We start from the raw sequence: 17,836 nt of genomic DNA, 5'->3' as shown, positions 1-17,836 counted from the left end.
TCTGAATCTGCGCTCGGCGCTCATTATGAGAACTCGTATAGGAAGGCGGCGCTTAGGTACGCGTCATCCTGATTGATGCCGAACCGTTGGGCGAGCGCGCGGACGTGACCGAGATTTGATGTAACGATCCCGGCGAGGGTTTGATCGCCGTCGTCGACATCGTTCGCGAGGTCACGAAGGCTCGTGCAGAACCGCTCGAAAGCGATCGTGACCACGCTCAGCTTCTCAAGTTCGTACCGTGCCCAAGCGCGGCCGATGTCGCGCTTTCAGACGGGAGATATCCCGGTAAGGTCGTTCGCGACGGTAGACCACTTCGGCCTGCTCTGATGGCGTCGCTTGGTCTCGTCCAGCATCTCCTGGACCTGGACACGCGTCAGCGCCTTCGCCCGCATGAGGTCCTGGAAGTTCGTCACGCTCCCCATATGCTTGGATCGTTCGCGGGCATGTTCGAGGATGACCACGACGAACGCCGATGATGGACAGTCCGGGATGCCGAGTTGGGTCTCAAGGAACTGGACGATCAAGCCCCGCAGCATGGTTCCGGGCCTGCCTAGCGGAAGGTCCGATAGATGATACTCGAAAAGGTCGATGTCGCCTGCGGCGAACGTCGAGACCTCGGCAGCCATCGCTTTCTTGAGCGCGTCGGTCTTGACGCTTTCCCCTTCGTCGAAGGTGCAAGGACACTTCGTATGCTCGATGAACTCACAGGGCTGGTTGCTGACGAAGCCTAGAACCTCGACCGCATCTCCAAATTTAACCCGGTTGTCGTACATCTTCGCCAATATCGACGGGATTTTTTCGCTCCCTTCACGCCGCTTGTAGCGCTGTGTAAGCCGTTTCACGGTCCAATTGCCGGACGTCCTGGTTTTGACCTGATAAAATCTCGCCTTCATCGGCAGGGCCGACCCGTTGAGAACCACGATGTCATCATGGAATTCGAACGCGATTGCGTAGTCATCCGACTTCCCGTGCAGCATAAGAACGAGCGAGACGGCCCAGGAGGCCTGGTAATCGAGCCGTTCGAGCGCGATGCTTCCACCCTTCTCGCGCTGTGGAATGGCGACGAGATCGTCCATCAAGCTCAAGGCCCGCGCCCCTGTGACCATGTCCCAATCGGGCGAGGATCACGCATAGGTAGCTCCTATGCAACCTTCGCAAGTCGCCTTTCGTGTGGGGCGTCCGACCTGATGTGGCTGCCGGAGAGGTCGTTTCCCACCTCAGGCTGTGCCGGCCTACGATCGACCGCGGGCCGATCCCTATGGGTCCGCCCCCGTTCAGGTCGCGCTCCCCCCGACGAGGGCGAGCAGCACTTGCGCGCCGTCATGCCGCTCCGCGATGGAAACCGCCCGTCATCCGCCGATCGTCCCCATGCTCATCGTCGCAAACGTGGCAGCTTTCGTGGAACCTTCTCAATGTGTTCTTTTTTTGTTCCGAAGGATTCGCGGAGCGCGAGCATGCAGGTCTACGGCGTCGTCATCGGCTTTCCCATGCCGATCCCTAGTCAGGGCGCCGACCTCGCGCTCCACGTCCTCGACCGTGACATGAGCGACGAACTGCGCGGCACCCGCAGCCTCTCGGGCGGCGAGCGTTTCCTGGTGGCGCTCGCCCTAGCGCTGGCGCTTTCCCGCCTGGAGGGACGACAAGCCTTCGTCGAAACGCTCTTCATCGACGAGGGTTTCGGGCCGCTCGACGCCGACACCCTCGATGTCGCCATCGACGCCCTGGAGACCTTGCAGGGCCAGGGCCAGGGCCGGCGCGTCGGCGTGATCACCCACGTAGCCGCGATGATCGATCGCATCGCCGTCCAGGTACGGGTCGAGCGCCGAGGAAACGGACGCAGCGTCGTGAGGGCCGTCGACAGCTGCTTGCCGGGTTGAGCGCCTTTCTCGGGTGGTCACTTCGTCACCCAGGGTGTAGGTGTCGCACGCCGCGGCGATGATCGACCGCATCCCAGGGTATGCCGGCGCCCCACCCCGGCCGTTCAACCCCCCTGCTGGGTCAATGCAGCCATGATGATCGGCAGGTACTTCCGTACTTGCTCTCGGTCACTCTCCTTCTCCTTTTCGGAGAGATCGTCATAACCGGAGCTTATCTGTTTTTCCCATCGGTCGACGAGTTCGGCAGGTATGGTCAAGGACCCGTCGGCCTGTCGCACGGACTTCCCATGCATGTATTTCTGCCAATGCGACCACCGCTCGTGCTCCACGGCGGCCAACCGCTCGACCAATCCTTCCAGCAAGACCTCATAATCAACCTCCGCCACGGAACACCTCAGATCAACCCGCTCGCAACGAGCTTGCGGTAGTGCTCGCCGAGGACGGTCAACTCACACGACTTACCCTGCATGGCCGCGTGCCACATGTGCGTGGCGCCCACGGGCCGGACCAGGTTGACCTTAACGAAGCGTTGCAGCACCGCGAATACCGCCGTCTTCGCCGGGTCGGGCGCCGGTATGCCCGGGTCGAGTTTCTGGTCCTCCAACCGCTCCGGCTCATAGGCCGGGTCCAGCGGGAAATCGTAGGCCGCGCGCGGGAAATGGTTGGCGAGTGCCTGCAGGTCCACGAGCGGGATGGGCGGCTCCGCCTTCCGCAGCGAGACGAAAGTCTTCACATTGGTCTTGAACACCGGACGCTGCGCCCATGGACCGAGTGACTGGTCGATGTGGGCATAGATGCTGCCAGGCGTCACCTCCCCGACGAGGTTGGCGGCGGCGCCGCCCAGCGCATCGACCAGCAGGGTCGTGAACACCCCTGCCCCGCCGCCCTCGATCTCGAAGGCGTACTGTTCCGCGGTGGACGCGGTCAGGACGGTCATCCCCTCGCCAACCTCGGCGACAGGCTGCCCGCCGCCGCGATCACCGGCGACACCGCTGTGGCAGCTATCGAGGATAACGACCTTGTTCCGGGCGCGCGACTGAGCTGCGAGGCTCATCAGTTCGTGCAGCGAAAAACCGTCGTCGCCGGTCTCGCAGTCCGTCGCGCAGATGAAACCGCCGGTGTCCTCGATGAACCCATGCCCCGCGAAATAAAACAACGCAATGTCTGCATCGCCCGCGAAAAGTTCGCGGGCGGCCTCCTTCAGCTTTGATTTCCTCACCGCGGCCGAACCGCCGGCCCCGATCATGATGCGGGGATTGGCGAAGTTCACGGTCCCGTCGGCATGCCGCTCAAGCACGGACTTGACCGCGTAGGCATCGTTCACACAACCGCTCAGCGAGCCGATGTGATCATAATGGTCGATGCCGACGATAAGGGCCTTGCGCATTCGAACCCCTCAGAGAGTGTCGATGAAGCCGCTGATGTTCGTGTCCGTCCACGTGTAAGTCGTTACGCCGTCGATCTGCGTGCGATCGGTTGAGTACGCCCAGATGCCGCGGATCTTCTTACCTTCCTCTTTTGCGCACTTGATCTCCCACTTCTGCCCGCTCGATTGCAGGGAGTTTTCGCTGACGAGGATGATCACGCCGTCGGAACGCTTAATCCGCGTGCGAACGCGATCCTTCCAGTTCTCGTCATAGGGTTCCTTGACGGACATATCGATGAATTCATACGGCGACCGCGGATGCAGCCGTTGCCCGACGAACAGATTGCGCTGTGCCTCGTCCTCTATGGCGAATGCGATGAACACCACTTTTTTGTCGGCCACGGCTGTCCCTCCCCTGCCCCATCGGGCATGTTCATGATATGTACTACATCCTTATCCCATGGCGATACCGCCGTATACCGTTGCTGCACTAAAGCGACGGCCGCGGCCCGATACACCGACCTTAAGCAACGGACTGCATAAACTCGATTAGGGAAGTCCTTATAAGTGCCCGAGTTGAAAGACCCAATAATATCTACCTGATCGCGGCATTCATTATACCGGCCTTGATTATTTCATATATGCGCTCCCGGTTCATAACGGGGAGGATGGATAAATTCAGCGATGCCGCATTGGGATATCTCGCGCTGACGATCGTCTACTATGGATTTTCCATTCCTGTCATCGGCTCACGGCTCCTGCGCAAGGTCGCGACCTGGAAGCGTCGGAAAAGCATCCTGGGTCGGTAGTCCGTCGACGCCGGCGTCGTTCTACCGATCGAGTAAGGCCCGAACCTTCTCGGCCAGCTGGTCGATGCCGTAGGGCTTGGACAGAAGGTGGGTGCCGGGATCGATCACCCCATTATGGACCACCGCGTTCCGGGTGTAGCCGGTCGTGTAGAGCACTCTCATGCCGGGGACCCGGGCGAGCGCCGTTTCAGCCAGTTGCCGGCCGGTCATCCCAGGCATGACGATGTCGGTGAACAGCAGGTCGAAGGTTCGCCCCGCCTCGAACATGCGAAGCGCGTCGGCGCCGCTCGGAGCATGCGAGACGTCGTAGCCGAGTTCGCGCAGGGACTCGACCGAGCAGGCCCGCATGCGCTCGTCGTCCTCGACCACCAAGATGGTCTCGGTGCCGCGCGACCCTCGCCCGGCCCGTTGCGGGAGCTCGGCCGGCACCTCCTCCGAGCCGTGAAAGCGCGGCAGGTAGACCTTGAGGGTCGTTCCGTGGCCGGCCTCGGAATAGATCTTCACGTGACCGTCGGACTGGCGCACGAAGCCGAAGACCTGGCTCAGGCCGAGCCCCGTGCCCTTGCCCGGCCCCTTGGTCGTGAAGAACGGATCGAACGCCTTTGCGACCACGTCGGCCGGCATGCCGGTAACTGTGTCGGACACCGCGACAAGCACGTACTGGCCCACGGCGACGTCGTTCGCGCCCCCGTAATCGTCGTCAATGTGGGCGTTGTTGGTCTCGATGGTCAGCCGGCCGCCGTCCGGCATCGCGTCCCGCGCGTTGACGCACAGGTTCAGGATCACGTTCTCCAGCTGGCTCGGGTCGGCACGCGCCTTCCACAGCCCCGCCGAAAGGACGGTCTCGACCCGGATGTCCTCGCCCAGCGTGCGCACCAGCAGGTCGTGCATCCCCGAGACCATGCGGTTGGCGTCGAGGGCGGCAGGCGACAGGGGTTGCTGCCGCGAGAAGGCGAGCAGGCGGTGCGTGAGCGCCGCGGCCCGGCCCGCGCCGTCCAGGGCGGCCTCGACGTAGCGCCCGACCTCGGTCTCCCCCTTGGCGAGGCGGCGCTCCAGGAGGTTCAAGCTGCCAACGATGACCGCGAGCATGTTGATGAAGTCGTGCGCGATGCCCCCGGTCAGCTGACCGACCGCTTCCATTTTCTGCGATTGTCGCAGTTGGCCCTCGGCGGCGCGGCGCTCGGTCAGGTCGACGGCCTCGACCACGACGAGAGCGGTCGCCCCGTCGGGCCCCGGCACCGGCAGGAAGGCGAGTTCGAAGGTCCGGATGCCGCCCGGCAGCCGTGCCTCGACCTCCTCACGGACCGTGGCCCCTGAGGCGGCGTCAGCCACCCAGGAGCGCAGCCGATCCGGTAACCCCGGGGTCGCGGCGAACCACGGTCCATCCCAGAACGGCTTGCCCCTGACTTCTTCGAGCCGCCGACCCACTGCCTTCAGGGCGGTGTCGTTGACATCCAACACGTTGCCGTCGGGGCTCAGCAGTCCCTGAAGCTGGTAGATGGTCTGGAAAACCGTGCGCAGGCGCGCCTCGCTCTCCCGCAGCGTCGCGGTGCTTTGCGCCAGGTCGGCGACTGAGCGGCGCAGTTCCAGCTGCGTCATCACCTGCCGGCCCAGCATCGCCAGCGCGGACGATTGGTCCGGCGTCAGGCCGCCCGGTCGCGGGAGCGTGTCGAGAACGCACAAGGTACCGATGGCAACGCCCGTCTTGGTCACCAGCGGCGTGCCCGCGTAGAAGCGCAAGCCACCCGAATCTATCACGAGTGGGTTGGATCTGGTCCGTACGTCGCCGCCCAGGTCGGGGATGACCGTGAGGCCCGGCTCGGCGAGGGCGTGGACGCAGACCGATCGCGCCAAGTCTGTCTCGCACGCCGGGAAACCGATACGGGCCTTGAACCACTGTCGATCCTCGTCGACGAGCGAGACCAACGCCATCGGCGTCCCGCACACCTGGGAGGCGAGCAGGGCGATATCGTCGAAGGCGGGCTCGGGCGGCGTGTCGAGGATCGCGTAGCCGGCGAGTGCCTCCGACCGGGCTCGATCATCCTGTCCAGTGGGCATCGCGCGAGCGGGTCGATGTCCAATGGAACGGTCAAGTCTAGGTTGCCTAGGATCCGTGCGCGACGGATTGAAACGGACCGTCAGCCCAGGGACAACCTTCGGCACCAGTTCTTTTGGACTATATGGAGCCCGAGCACGCGCTGGTATCAGGAGCCCGAGGGTCCGCATCCGGCCCAACCGGGATGCATCCTCCTTGAACCAAGCTAGCGACGAGGTCCGGCAGCGGGTCGACCTGACGGCCTGCGACCGCGAGCCGATCAACATCGTGGGCAGCGTGCAGCCGCACGGCTTTCTGCTGGTGCTCGACGCGAAGTCACTGACCATCGTCCAAGCGAGCGCGAACGCCCCGGTCGAGGCGCCGGTCGGCAAGGCCCTCGACGCGGCGTTCCCGCACCTTGCCATCATCGTCCGGCGTCATCTCGACGAGGCCGGTCCGCAAGCCGGCGCATCCTACCTCCGAACCGTGACACTGAGCTCGGACGCCGCGCGCCTGACCTACGAGGTCGCGGCGCACCGGATCGACGGCCTCGTCGTGCTGGAACTGGAGGAGGTCGACGCGACGTCGTTGGGCGTCGGCCTTGATGTGCTCACCCCACGGCTGAGGACCTTCGTCGAGCGCCTTCAAACCGCCTACGGCATAGATGAGCTCTGCCAGCTGGTCGCCGAGGACATCCGTGCGGTGACCGGCCTAGACCGTGCGCTGGTCTATCGCTTCGACCGGGACTGGCACGGCACGGTGCTGGCCGAGGATGGCAACGGCGCGCTGCCGTCCTACCTCGACCTGCGCTTCCCGGCCTCGGACATCCCGGCCCAGGCGCGCGAGCTCTACCGCCGCAACCGCCTGCGCATCATCCCGGACGCGGGCTACGCGCCCGTGCCGATCCTGCCGGCGATGACGCCCTCGGGAAAACCGCTCGACCTCAGCCAGTCGGTCCTGCGCTCCGTCTCGCCGGTTCACGTCGAGTACATGCGCAACATGGGGACCATGGCTTCCATGTCGGTGTCGATCCTCATCGATGGCGCGCTGTGGGGCCTGATCTCCTGCCACAACGCCGTACCGAAGCGCGTGCCGCTGCATGCCCGCAACGCCTGCGACGTGCTCACCCAGATCTTCGCCCTGCAACTCTCGGCGCGCGAGCGCGGCGCCCAGGCCGAGCAGCGGCTCGCGCTCGGGCAGGTGCAGGCGCGCCTGCTCGGGTTCATGGCGGAGGAGGACAGCTTCGTCGACGGCCTGCTCAAGCATCCCGACGACGTGCTCGCCTTGGTGAACGCCGCCGGCGCGGCGGTCGTCACGGCGGACCGCTGCCGGCTGCTCGGCGCGACGCCGGACGAGCGGGACGTGCGCGGCCTGTACGACTGGCTCGCGGCGCGCCCCGACACCGACGAGGTCTTCGTATCCGAGGCCCTGTCCGACGACATTTCCGGAGCGTCGGCCTTAGTTGAGCGGGCCAGCGGACTCCTCGCCATCTCGATCTCGAAGAAGTACGCGAGCTACATCCTCTGGTTCAGGCCCGAGGTGGTCCGGACGGTGAAGTGGGGCGGCAATCCGGTAAAGGCCGTCCAGGCCGATCCTGAAGGCGGCCCCGAACGGCTGCATCCGCGAAAGTCGTTCGAGATCTGGAAGGAGACGGTGCAGGGCCGCTCCTCTGCGTGGTCCGTGCCGGAGGTCGAGGCGGCCAAGGACCTGCGGTCGTCGGTGCTCGGGATCGTGCTTCGCCGGGCCGAGGAGCTCGCCGCCATGAGCGAGGAGCTCCAGCGCTCGAACAAGGAACTGGAGGCGTTCTCCTACTCGGTGAGCCACGACCTGCGAGCGCCGTTCCGGCACATCGTCGGCTACTCGAACCTGCTTCGGAACCGTGAGGGCCAGAACCTCTCGGACAAGGGGCGGCACTACGTCGACACAATCATCGAGGCCGCCCTCTCGGCCGGCACGCTGGTCGACAACCTGCTGACGTTCTCGCAGATGGGCCGGCACTCGCTGAACAAGAACACCGGCGAGATGGGCGCCCTGGTCGACGAGGTGCGCCGCAAGGTCGAGCGCGACGTCGCCCCCGGTCGGACCGTCCGCTGGGAGGTCGGCAAACTCGGCCGGGTCTACGCCGACCCGTTCATGCTGCGGCTCGTGATCGAGAACCTGCTCTCGAACGCCGTCAAGTACACGCGCGACCGCGCCGAGGCGGTCATCGAGGTCGGCCGGCTTCCACCTCAGGACGGCGAGGCGGTGTTCTTCGTGCGCGACAATGGCGTCGGCTTCGACATGGCCTACGTCGACAAGCTCTTCGGCGTGTTCCAGCGCTTGCACCGCGTCGAGGAGTTCGAGGGGACCGGTATCGGGCTCGCCAACGTGCGCCGCATCGTCGAGCGCCACGGTGGCCGCACCTGGGCCGAGGGCCGGCTCGGCGAGGGCGCGACCTTCACCTTCACCCTTCCGATGCGAGAGGAGGCTCGTTGAGATGGCCGGACTGAAGCCGATCCTCCTCGTCGAGGACAACCCGAACGACATCGAGCTGACGATGGCGGCGCTGGAATCGAGCCAACTCGCCAACGAGATCGTCATCTGCCGCGACGGCGCCGAGGCACTCGACTGGATCTACCGTCGCGGCCCGCATGAGAAACGTCAGAAGCAGGACCCGGCCGTGGTGCTGCTGGACCTGAAGCTTCCCAAGGTCGACGGCCTTGAGGTGCTGGCGAAGGTGAAGGGCGATCCCGCGACCCGGGGCATTCCGGTGGTGATGCTGACCTCGTCACGCGAGGAGACCGACGTGGTCCGCTCCTACGACCTCGGGGTGAACGCCTTCGTCGTGAAGCCGGTGGCGTTCGACGAGTTCTTCGCCGCCATCAAGGAGCTCGGCGTGTTCTGGGCCCTTCTCAACGAAGCGCCCCCGCATCGGGGAGGCTGGCCATCGAACGGGTGATCGGACCCTCCGCAGGGCCGCTGCGCATTCTTCACTTGGAAGACAGCGACCTCGACGCGGAGCTCATCGAGGCGGAGCTGGACGACCTCGGCCATCCGTTCGTGATCGAGCGGGTGATGACGCGCGACGGGTTCGCTGCGACCGCTTGGCCCGACCGCCACGACCTCATCCTGGCGGACTACGTGCTGCCGACGTTCGACGGCGTCAGCGCGCTCGGCATCGCCCGGGAGCAATGCCCGGACATCCCGTTCATCTTCTGCTCGGGCACGCTCGGCGAGGAGGTCGCCGTCGAGGCGCTCAAGAACGGCGCCACCGACTACGTCACCAAGCAGCGGCTCGACCGCCTGGTCCGGACCATCGTAAGGGCGCTGGCCGAGGCGCGGGCGCGGGCGGACAAGCGAGCGGCCGAGGCGGCGCTGCAGGCCATAAACGAGACCTTGGAGACGCGCATCGCCGAGCGCACCTGCGAGCTCGCCGAGGCCAACGCCGAACTCAAGCGCGAGATCGGCGAGCGCGAGCGTGCCGAGGATGCCCTGCGTCTGAACCAGCGTCTTGAGGCGGTCGGGCAGTTGACCTCGGGAGTGGCGCACGACTTTAACAACTTGCTCACCGTCATCGCCGGCAACATCGAGTTCCTGGAACGCGCAGTCTCGGACGACCGCTCGAAGCGTCGGCTCTCCATGATGAAGGGTGCAGCCGACCGCGGCGCCCGCCTGACGGCCCAACTCCTCGCCTTCTCACGGCGCCAGCGGCTTGAGCCGACGCCGGTCGGGCTGAACGACACCGTTGTCTCGATGGGCGAACTGCTGCAGAGCTCCATCGGCGGGGCGGTCCAGATCGAGACCACGCTCCAGGCCGACCTGTGGCCGGCGCTGATCGACGCGACCCAGATCGAGCTCGTCATCCTCAACCTTGCCATCAACGCCCGCGATGCGATGGCGGTGGGTGGACGGCTGACCATCGAGACCGCCAACGTCATCGTCACAGGGCCGCCGAGCCGGCCGGAGCAGCCCCAGCCCGGCGAGTACGTCATGGTGTCGGTGAGCGACACCGGCACCGGCATGCCGCCGGAAATCCTGTCGCGTGTGTTCGAGCCGTTCTTCACCACCAAGGAGGTCGGCAAGGGCTCGGGCCTCGGGCTCGCGCAGGTGTTCGGATTCGTGAAGCAGTCCGGCGGCGGCATCCGGATCGACACGGTGCTCGGCGAGGGCACCTCGATCAAGGTCTACCTGCCGCGGGTCGTCGGCGCCGGGGTGGCCCCGACCGAGAAGGTTGAACCGGTCGATTGCGCCCTGACGCATCCGCCGGGGAGCCGCCCGACGCTCCTCGTGGTGGACGACGACGCGGAGGTCCGGGAAGTCACGGTGACCCGTCTCTCGGAGATCGGACACGACGTGCGCGAGGCGGCCTCGGGTCTCCAGGCACTCGCCAGCCTGGAGGCGGACCCTTGCGTCGATCTCGTGGTGCTCGACTTCGCGATGCCGGGTATGAACGGCGCCGAGGCGGCAATCGAGATCCGGAGGCGCTGGCCAGGGATGCCGGTCCTGTTCGTCACCGGGTTCGCGGACACCACGGCCCTGAAATCGGCCGGCGCGAGCGGATCGGACGCGGTTGTCCTGAAGCCGTTCCGGGACGGGGAGCTCGAACGCAAGGTCGGCTTGGCCCTCGCCGGCAAGGTGGAACCGGGTCTGCGACTCGTGTCCGACCGCAGCCGAAACGGCTAGGCGAACTGTCAAATTTTGACCGCCAACCGAGCGCTTACGAAGGATCGCGGATGTCGAGCAACCCGACCCGGAACATCGCGCTGACCCCTGAGCTCAAAGGCTGCATCAAGGCGCAGGTCGACAGGGGGCATTGAGGGTTTGAGCCTGAACCGGTTACGAGCCCGGCCGCTGCCGTCTATCCCAACGCCGTGACGCCCGGGGCGCGATCCCGCCCCGGGCGCTCGGATCAGGCCTTGCCGGTGATCTTGTCCGCGACGTGCTTGGCGCCGTCCTTGACGTCGCCCGTCGTCTTCTGGGCCTCGCCCTTGAGCTCCTGGGCCTTGCCCTCGGCCTTCAGCTTGTCGTTGTCGGTCACGTTGCCGATGCCCTGCTTCACGTTGCCGACGGCCTCGTTGGCCAGACCCTTGATCTTGTCGGTGGTGCTGCTCATGGCGTTTCTCCCTCGCGACCAGGCCGGTCACTGGCACCAGTAACAGCCTTGTCCGGAACGGCGTTCCCCCCGTCCGCACCACAAGCCCGCGATCAGCGCGTGGATGCCTGCCGCAGGACTTCCCCCCAAAATAGAGTCGCATTTGCACAAAGGGCGCCCGGCGGGAGCCGGACGCCTCTTTTGATGCGACGTCACCCTTACCAACGGTGATGCCAGCCGACGTGGCGGTAGCCGCCGTGCCAGCCCCAGGGGCGATGCCAGCCGACGTGACGGTAGCCACCCCAGCGGTGCCACCGTGGGCCGTACCAGCCGATGCGGCGGTAGCCGTAGACGATTGGGCGTACGACGATGGGGCGATAGACGACGTTCGGACGGCAATAACCGTAGTATCCGCGAAGGCCTCCGGGTCCGCAGCCGTCGCGCGCCTCAGCGGCGCCGGCGGTTGCTGCAATCGTACCGAGAGCGAGGACGGCTGCACCAGCAAGTTTTAGTCGCATAGTCTTCTCCTCTGTTGAGATGCCTATGAAACAACATAATTATAGGAACGGTTGCAGCGTATATTGTAATGATTTGTTGCAAATTGTAACGATAAACCTGTAGAAACAGGAAGGCGCCGGCCGAGGCGACCCCAGGATGGTCGACGTGCCGCCAGCGCAGCCAGGCGTCCTGTACGACGTCCTCGGCTTCGCCGAGGGACCCGAGCATGCGGTAGGCGAGCCGGATGAGCCGAGCCCGCTCCTGTTCGAAGACGCGGGTCGGATCATCGATGGTCGGCATGGCGGAACGACCAGACGCTGAGGGCGACCGCGATAAGCGCAGGAAGCGTCACCGAAGGGAAGTCGCGGGGCAGAACCTCCGGCCCACAGATGCCCACCGCAACCTCCCAGAAGTGGAACAGCGCGTGGCCCGAGAGCCAGACGGCACCGAGGGTCCAGAGCAGCGAGCGCGGTCCCGCTCGGGCCGCGCCGTACGCGAACCCCGACCCGATCAGCACGAAGATCAGGCCGATATCGCGCAGGAAGTGCTGATTGAACGGGCCTGTCGTCGTCACGCCCGGCACCGCGAAGTACCATGCCTCGGGCGCAGTGAGCATGAAGACGCCGTTCCCGGCCAGTCCTGCGCCGAGGATGCCGGCAAGTACCGGAATGGCTTTGGTCATCGAGCGATCTCCCCGTGATACGTTCACGTGAGTGACGATGCGCTGCCTTCCGATGTGACATGGGATGCAAGTTTCCGAGGGGATCCTTTCAGAACGTCGGCCCTGCTCGGCTCACGTCACCGAACACCGATCGGCTGCCTGCACAACGGTCGAGCGCCGCTACGAAGCACTCGACCTAGCCATGACACGGAACCTAAGAACACCCTTACCGCGACGATATCCATCGATGAACGACCGCATTCGAGATGCCCACGTGTGGGCATCAACGGCATCGTCGGGTCGAGTCCCGACCGTCCGTTCTACGACCGTATCGGGTGGATTCCTGTCAGTCCGGTTTCGGATGGTGAAATAAGAAAGCCGACGTTAGGGGTTGTTAAAAACTGGCCGCGAGCTGAGCGGCCTGTTTGAGCATGAGGCAGAAGAAAGTGACGATATAGAGTGGGCTCTGTGATAGGCCGCAGCTCACGTCACCTTTGATTAAGTCTATTCGTCGTATCCAAATGACAGCACCTTCGCTTCGGTGGGCTGCACACGGGCGACAGGGAAACATGTCGGACACACAGCGCGAGGCACTACGCCAAAAGGCGCTTGCCGAGATCGACTTGCTCCACACGCCGCCCGAGCGCGAGTTCGACGCCCTCGCCAAGCTCGCCCAACGCATGCTCGGGACCGGCATGTCCTCGATCACCCTGGTCGCCCCGGAGCGGCAGTGGTTCAAGGCGCGCTGCGGACCCCTGGCGGCCGAGACCCAGCGGGCCCAGGCGTTCTGCCCCATCGTGTTCGAGACCGAGGCGCCGCTGATCGTCGCCGACACCACCCTCGACCCGCGCTTCGCGACGAGCCTGTTCGTCACGCGCGCACCGCACATCCGCTACTACGCCGGCGTTCCGGTCCGCGTCCGGCGCCCCGACGGCGACAGGGTCACGGTCGGAACGCTTTGCGTCCTCGACGAGCAGCCCCGCGCGCCGACGGCGGCCGACCTCGACATCCTCACGGAGCTGGCCTGCGTCGCCGAAGCGTTGATCGAGGCCCGAACCCTCGCCGTCCGCGCCGCGGAGGTGGCCGAGGAGCACCTGATGACGGTCGAACGCCTGGAACGCGAGCGTCGCCAGTTCAAACGGGCCGAGCGCATGGCCGACATGGGATCGTACCGCTACGACATCGAGAAGCGGACCCTATCCTGGTCGGACGGCGTCTTCGCCATCCATGAGCTGCCCGTCGGCGGCGCCGAGCCGGCCGGCGACGTCATGGACGCCTTCCCCGAGCCCGACCGCACCGCGTTCAGGGCTGCGGTGATGCGCACCCTGGACACCGGCGAGCCGTTCGAGCTCGAGGCCGACCTCGTGACCGCCAAGGGCAACACGCGGCGCGTGCGATGCTACTGCGAGATCGAGCTGGCCAAGGGCAAGCCCGCCGCGCTCATCGGCTTGATCCAGAACATCACCGAGCGGCACGGGCTGGAGACGCGGCTCCGGCACCAGGCCCGCACCGACGACCTGACGCAGCTGGCCAACAGGGCCGAGTTCCACCGCGTCCTCGATGCGCGGCTGCACGAGGCGCGGGCTGCAGACGGCGACGTCGGCGTCCTCCTGATCGATCTCGACGGCTTCAAGGGCGTGAACGACGCCCTCGGGCATGCGGCGGGCGACGCCGTGCTGCGCCGCGTCGCCGAGCGCCTGCGCAAAGCCGGCTACGAGCGGTATTTTCCGGCGCGCCTGGGAGGCGACGAGTTCGCGGTGGTCGTCCCCCAGAACCTCGCTCGCTCGGACCTGGACACCATGGTGCGGCGCCTCCTGCACGACCTAGAGATTGTCATGGATGGACAGGGCCACATCGCCCGAGTGACGGGAACGATCGGCATCGCGTGGTCCAGCGAAGCGTCGCACGACCGCGACGCCGTCCTGCGCCACGCCGACGCGGCGCTCTACGCGGCCAAGCGCACGCGCAAGGGCACGGCGCAGACTTACCAGCCCAAGCCGGACCCGCGGCAGGTCGCTTAAGCGATTGTAATTACCCACCCCGGTGATAACTGGGTTGAGGCGCCGAGGGTTTTGAGGGGAATGGTCAAGGGGCTTCTGCCTCTGAGGCGGGCGGTATCGACGACGGCGGGGATGGTAGCTTCGCCCTCGGCACCTCACATCGCGCGATAGCAATTGGTGAACTTCTGCTGGTGCCGCCCTTGATGCGCACGCCGGTCTCGGCCGAGGCGACCGCCGCGGCCCGACGTAGGGTCAAGAAGGCCTCCTCGCGGCCGGAACGGAAGCGTGTTTGCGCTCGACGAAGCAGGTTCATCAGCCTGAACTGGCTGAGCGTCAAACCGAACAAATTGGACAACACCGCTGGCCTGCCTCCTGAAAAGTGGCTCTTCGCCAAGTTTGGTGGATCAGACTACGTGGAGGAACCGTCGGCGGAGGAGATCGAGGTTGGCGCGGCCGTACATGGCGCGCTTCAGGAGCTTGAGACGCGTGATCTGCCCTTCAGCCTGTCCACTGCTCCAAGGGAGTGTCAGCGCGGACCGCACGGCGTCTCCGTCCTGGCCGATGCTGGCGGCGAAGTTCTCGACGATGCGGACGCCGCAGTTTTGGGCGTCGCCCAGCCATTCATCGAACGCCGTGACATCCGATCTTCCCGATGGCGGCGGATGACAGCGGCTCCGGACGATCCGGCAGAACCGGCGGGCGAGATCGACGACCTTGGCCGCCTCGGTATCCTGCAGGACGCGCGCAACGACCGCGGCTGCCTCGGGGTCGAGGTCTTCGGGCTCACGCAGGAGATGCCAGGACAGTTGCTTGGATGAGGCCAGGGGTGATGCGGTGGAGATCGCAACACGGATGTCAGCTGTCGCTGGCGACGACCGGATGGTCGTTTTGGCCGAGCCTGCGCGCCGCTCGGATAACCAGCGACGCACCTGCTTCGCGGTGCCGGCAAATCCGACACCCTGAAGTTCGCGCCAGAGTTGCGTCGCGTTCTCGCACCCCTCATCCAAGCGGACATGCAGATGCCCGAGATAAGGATCGAGCATGCTCGGCTTCGGCTCGCGCATGCCGTTCCGGGGGACGCTTGCGGCGAAGGCGTACTTGCGCACCGTGGCCCGGGCCAAGCCGGTCTCGCGATTGATGCGCCGAAGCGACTGTCCCTCCGCATGGCGGCGACGCACGTCATCGTAGGCCGCTTTCCATCGGCTACGGGCAGCATCTCGCGCGAGCATCTCGGACGGTGCGCGTGGGAAGGCCGTGACGCGCCGGATCGAGGGCGATGACGGGGCCACGGCCGGCAACAGCTTCAGACGCGGATGGACGCGGGCGAGCCAGCGCTCGACCATCTGCCGGGTCTCGAGCAGGAGATGCCATCGGTCTGCGACCTGAACGGCATCGGGCGCACCCATGGTGGTCCCACGCGCATATTCGGTCGAGCGATCCCGTGCCACGACCTGGATCTGCGGGTCTCGCCGGAGCCTAGCCGCCAGCGTCGCGGCCGAACGATCCGGCAGCAGGTCGATGGGACGGCGGCGTTCGAGGTCGACAAGGATGGTGCCATAGGTTCGCCCCTTGCGCAGGGCCCAATCGTCGACACCGACGATGATCGGTTTGGATCGAGTCGGCAGCGGCCATTTGCGGATGCCATGCAGCAGTGTCGTGGCACTGGTCGGCATCGCCAGGTGCGGCAGCAGCCGGGCGGCGGGCGTGGCACCGAGCGCCAGTGCGGTCCGAACTTGGGCATCGGCCAGCCGGCGGGTCCTCTGAGCGTAGCGGTCGAGGAGGCGAGGCAGACGCTCGGCGAAGGTCCGACGCGCGCAAGCCGGATTGTGGCAGTAGAAGCGCCGGATCGTCAGGTTCAGGCGCACCTCTTGACCACTCGTCGGTAGGTCGGCGGGACGCCGGTGATAGCGACTATGCACTGACCGGCTGACCGTACGACAGCATGGGCAACGGGCATGATCGCGCTTCGCTTGAGCGGTAATGCGAAGGGCAGTGCTCTCCGCACGCGTGACGTGGAGAACGCGACAACCGGGGATGTAACAGAGAAGGGTCATGCCCTGATCTGAGAATCCTTGCCCGGGTCAGCCAGGAGCTACCTCCCAGCACCCCCAGCCGACCCAATCCACTAAACTTGGCGAAGAGCCGAAAAGTGGTCCTCCCTGAGGTATGGCTTCAAGCCATGTGGAGGATGTTGTGATGGGACGGAAGAAGCATACGGCTGAAGAGATCGTCGCCAAGCTGCGTCAGGTCGATGTCTTGGTGTCGCAAGGACGCAAGGTTGCTGAAGCAATCCGATCCATCGAGGTGACGGAAGTCACGTACTATCGCTGGCGTTCCGAGTACGGCGGTCTGAAGGGTGATCAGGTCAAGCGGCTGAAGTCCTTGGAGACTGAGAACCAGCGTCTTCGTCGAGCGATCTCCGACCTGACCCTGGAGAAGCTGATCCTGAAGGAGGCCGCCTCGGGAAACTTCTGAGCCCGGCTCGCCGCCGGGCTTGTGTCGACTACGTCGTTGCCGAGCATGGCGTCTCGGAACGCTTCGCCTGCCGTGTTCTGGGCCAGCATCGTTCGACACAGCGCAAATGCGCCGTCTTGATCGAGGACGAAGCCGCCCTGACGGCTGCGATCATCGCGTTGGCCCTCCAGTACGGCCGTTACGGCTACCGTCGGATCACGGCCTTGCTCCGGCGCGATGGCTGGACGGTGAACGTGAAGCGGGTCGAACGAATCTGGCGACAGGAAGGCCTTAAGGTCCCCGCTCGCCAACCGAAACGGGCACGCCTCTGGCTCAACGATGGCTCATGCCTACGACTGCGACCGGAGCGACCGGACCACGTCTGGTCCTACGACTTCGTCGAGCACCGCACGCATAATGGGCGCAAGTACCGGATGCTGAACGTCATCGACGAGTTCACGCGCGAGTGTCTGGCAATCCGTGTATCTCGCAAGCTGAAGGCACTCGACGTGATCGATGTTCTCTCGGATCTGTTCAGCCTGCGCGGTGTGCCGGGTCATATCCGCTCGGACAATGGGCCGGAGTTCATCGCCAAAGCCGTTCAGGACTGGATCGCGGCGGTGGGATCGACGACCGCCTACATCGAGCCGGGCAGTCCGTGGGAGAACGGCTATTGCGAGAGCTTCAACGCGAAGCTGCGGGATGAACTCCTCAACGGCGAGGTGTTCTACACCCTCAAGGAGGCCTGCGTCGTGATCGAGCAATGGCGTAGGCACTACAACAGCATCCGGCCGCACTCGTCGCTCGGCTACCACCCGCCTGCACCGGAGGTCGTCATCTGGCCAACGGAACCGAGCAGATCAGCGCCGCTCGCTCACCCCGCCATCGTCACACGACCGACGATGCACTAACTTCGAACCTGGGCCACCAAATGGGGGCAGGCCAGGTACCGGCGCGACGACCCGCACCCTACACGTCGGACGGTGCACGGCCAGCGGATTGACCGAACATAAAGCGATGGATCTGGTCGGCGTAAGATCAGTACGCCGACCATATTAAGTCACA

At 65.3% G+C, this 17,836-nt stretch carries 14 protein-coding genes and 3 pseudogenes; 6 read left to right on the top strand and 11 right to left on the bottom strand.

What is annotated here, in order from left to right; translation table 11 throughout:
• Window positions 1-23: 23 nt before the first annotated feature.
• The gene (locus FV226_RS12220) at window positions 24-215 is read right to left on the bottom strand and encodes a hypothetical protein (protein WP_147763128.1); all 192 of its coding nucleotides are present in this window, start codon (window positions 213-215) and stop codon (window positions 24-26) included.
• Window positions 216-266: 51 nt separating this feature from the next.
• Window positions 267-1,076 carry a dsDNA nuclease domain-containing protein gene (locus FV226_RS12215; protein ID WP_187278744.1) on the bottom strand — a complete coding sequence of 270 codons (810 nt, stop codon included), beginning with the start codon at window positions 1,074-1,076 and terminating at the stop codon, window positions 267-269.
• Between the two features lie 429 nt (window positions 1,077-1,505).
• Between FV226_RS12215 and FV226_RS12210 the strand changes: the two are divergent.
• A pseudogene (locus FV226_RS12210) lies at window positions 1,506-1,877 on the top strand (SbcC/MukB-like Walker B domain-containing protein); the annotation flags it as partial.
• A gap of 104 nt (window positions 1,878-1,981) precedes the next feature.
• Here the strand turns inward: FV226_RS12210 and FV226_RS12205 are convergent.
• From FV226_RS12205 to FV226_RS12190, 4 genes are all read right to left on the bottom strand, one after another.
• Window positions 1,982-2,263 carry a hypothetical protein gene (locus tag FV226_RS12205; protein WP_147763126.1) on the bottom strand — a complete coding sequence of 94 codons (282 nt, stop codon included), beginning with the start codon at window positions 2,261-2,263 and terminating at the stop codon, window positions 1,982-1,984.
• 8 nt (window positions 2,264-2,271) lie between these two features.
• Window positions 2,272-3,264 carry a caspase family protein gene (locus tag FV226_RS12200; RefSeq protein WP_147763125.1) on the bottom strand — a complete coding sequence of 331 codons (993 nt, stop codon included), beginning with the start codon at window positions 3,262-3,264 and terminating at the stop codon, window positions 2,272-2,274.
• 9 nt (window positions 3,265-3,273) lie between these two features.
• Window positions 3,274-3,645 carry a TIR domain-containing protein gene (locus tag FV226_RS12195; RefSeq protein WP_147763124.1) on the bottom strand — a complete coding sequence of 124 codons (372 nt, stop codon included), beginning with the start codon at window positions 3,643-3,645 and terminating at the stop codon, window positions 3,274-3,276.
• A 428-nt stretch (window positions 3,646-4,073) separates the two neighbouring features.
• Complete coding sequence (locus FV226_RS12190) at window positions 4,074-6,278, bottom strand: ATP-binding protein (RefSeq protein WP_187278743.1); 2,205 nt, start codon at window positions 6,276-6,278, stop codon at window positions 4,074-4,076.
• A gap of 25 nt (window positions 6,279-6,303) precedes the next feature.
• Between FV226_RS12190 and FV226_RS12185 the strand changes: the two genes are divergently transcribed.
• Genes FV226_RS12185 through FV226_RS12175 form a run of 3 tightly spaced genes read left to right on the top strand, consistent with a single transcriptional unit; the run spans window position 6,304 to window position 10,749 of the window.
• Window positions 6,304-8,562, top strand: a complete 2,259-nt coding sequence (locus FV226_RS12185) for an ATP-binding protein (RefSeq protein ID WP_147763122.1) — start codon at window positions 6,304-6,306, stop codon at window positions 8,560-8,562.
• Window position 8,563: 1 nt separating this feature from the next.
• Window positions 8,564-9,025 (top strand): response regulator, encoded by a 462-nt coding sequence (locus FV226_RS12180; RefSeq protein WP_147763121.1) that lies wholly within the window; start codon window positions 8,564-8,566, stop codon window positions 9,023-9,025.
• Window positions 9,026-9,060: 35 nt separating this feature from the next.
• On the top strand, window positions 9,061-10,749 hold the full coding sequence (locus FV226_RS12175; protein WP_246691580.1) for a hybrid sensor histidine kinase/response regulator: 1,689 nt from the start codon (window positions 9,061-9,063) through the stop codon (window positions 10,747-10,749).
• Between the two features lie 226 nt (window positions 10,750-10,975).
• On the opposite strand, the gene FV226_RS12170 is transcribed toward FV226_RS12175, so the two are convergent.
• From FV226_RS12170 to FV226_RS12155, 3 genes and pseudogenes are all read right to left on the bottom strand, one after another.
• Entirely contained in the window at window positions 10,976-11,179 is a 204-nt protein-coding gene (locus tag FV226_RS12170; RefSeq protein ID WP_147763119.1) for a CsbD family protein, read from the bottom strand.
• A 603-nt stretch (window positions 11,180-11,782) separates the two neighbouring features.
• Window positions 11,783-11,956: pseudogene (locus FV226_RS28600) on the bottom strand (sigma factor); the annotation flags it as partial.
• A complete protein-coding gene (locus tag FV226_RS12155; RefSeq protein ID WP_147763116.1) occupies window positions 11,940-12,338 on the bottom strand; it encodes a hypothetical protein in 399 nt (132 codons plus the stop codon). The pseudogene FV226_RS28600 and the gene FV226_RS12155, both read right to left, overlap by 17 nt.
• A gap of 548 nt (window positions 12,339-12,886) precedes the next feature.
• On the opposite strand from FV226_RS12155, the gene FV226_RS12150 reads away from it, so the two are divergent.
• On the top strand, window positions 12,887-14,338 hold the full coding sequence (locus tag FV226_RS12150; RefSeq protein ID WP_147763115.1) for a diguanylate cyclase: 1,452 nt from the start codon (window positions 12,887-12,889) through the stop codon (window positions 14,336-14,338).
• A gap of 175 nt (window positions 14,339-14,513) precedes the next feature.
• Here FV226_RS12150 and FV226_RS12145 read toward each other — a convergent pair.
• Both FV226_RS12145 and FV226_RS12140 read right to left on the bottom strand, forming a co-directional pair.
• Window positions 14,514-14,678 (bottom strand): annotated as a pseudogene (locus FV226_RS12145) (IS66 family transposase); the annotation flags it as partial.
• A gap of 43 nt (window positions 14,679-14,721) precedes the next feature.
• Window positions 14,722-16,371 (bottom strand): ISL3 family transposase, encoded by a 1,650-nt coding sequence (locus FV226_RS12140; RefSeq protein ID WP_147763114.1) that lies wholly within the window; start codon window positions 16,369-16,371, stop codon window positions 14,722-14,724.
• A 142-nt stretch (window positions 16,372-16,513) separates the two neighbouring features.
• Here FV226_RS12140 and FV226_RS12135 point away from each other — a divergent pair.
• Window positions 16,514-17,682 (top strand): IS3 family transposase gene (locus FV226_RS12135; RefSeq protein ID WP_147763113.1). Its coding sequence is split into 2 segments (ribosomal slippage): window positions 16,514-16,778 and window positions 16,778-17,682, totalling 1,170 coding nucleotides; the frame shifts between segments, so codons are not numbered across the junction.
• Window positions 17,683-17,836 lie beyond the last annotated feature (154 nt).

Source organism: Methylobacterium sp. WL12, from assembly GCF_008039475.1.
Lineage (GTDB): Bacteria > Pseudomonadota > Alphaproteobacteria > Rhizobiales > Beijerinckiaceae > Methylobacterium > Methylobacterium cerastii.
This window is presented reverse-complemented; position numbering and strand designations above follow the sequence as displayed.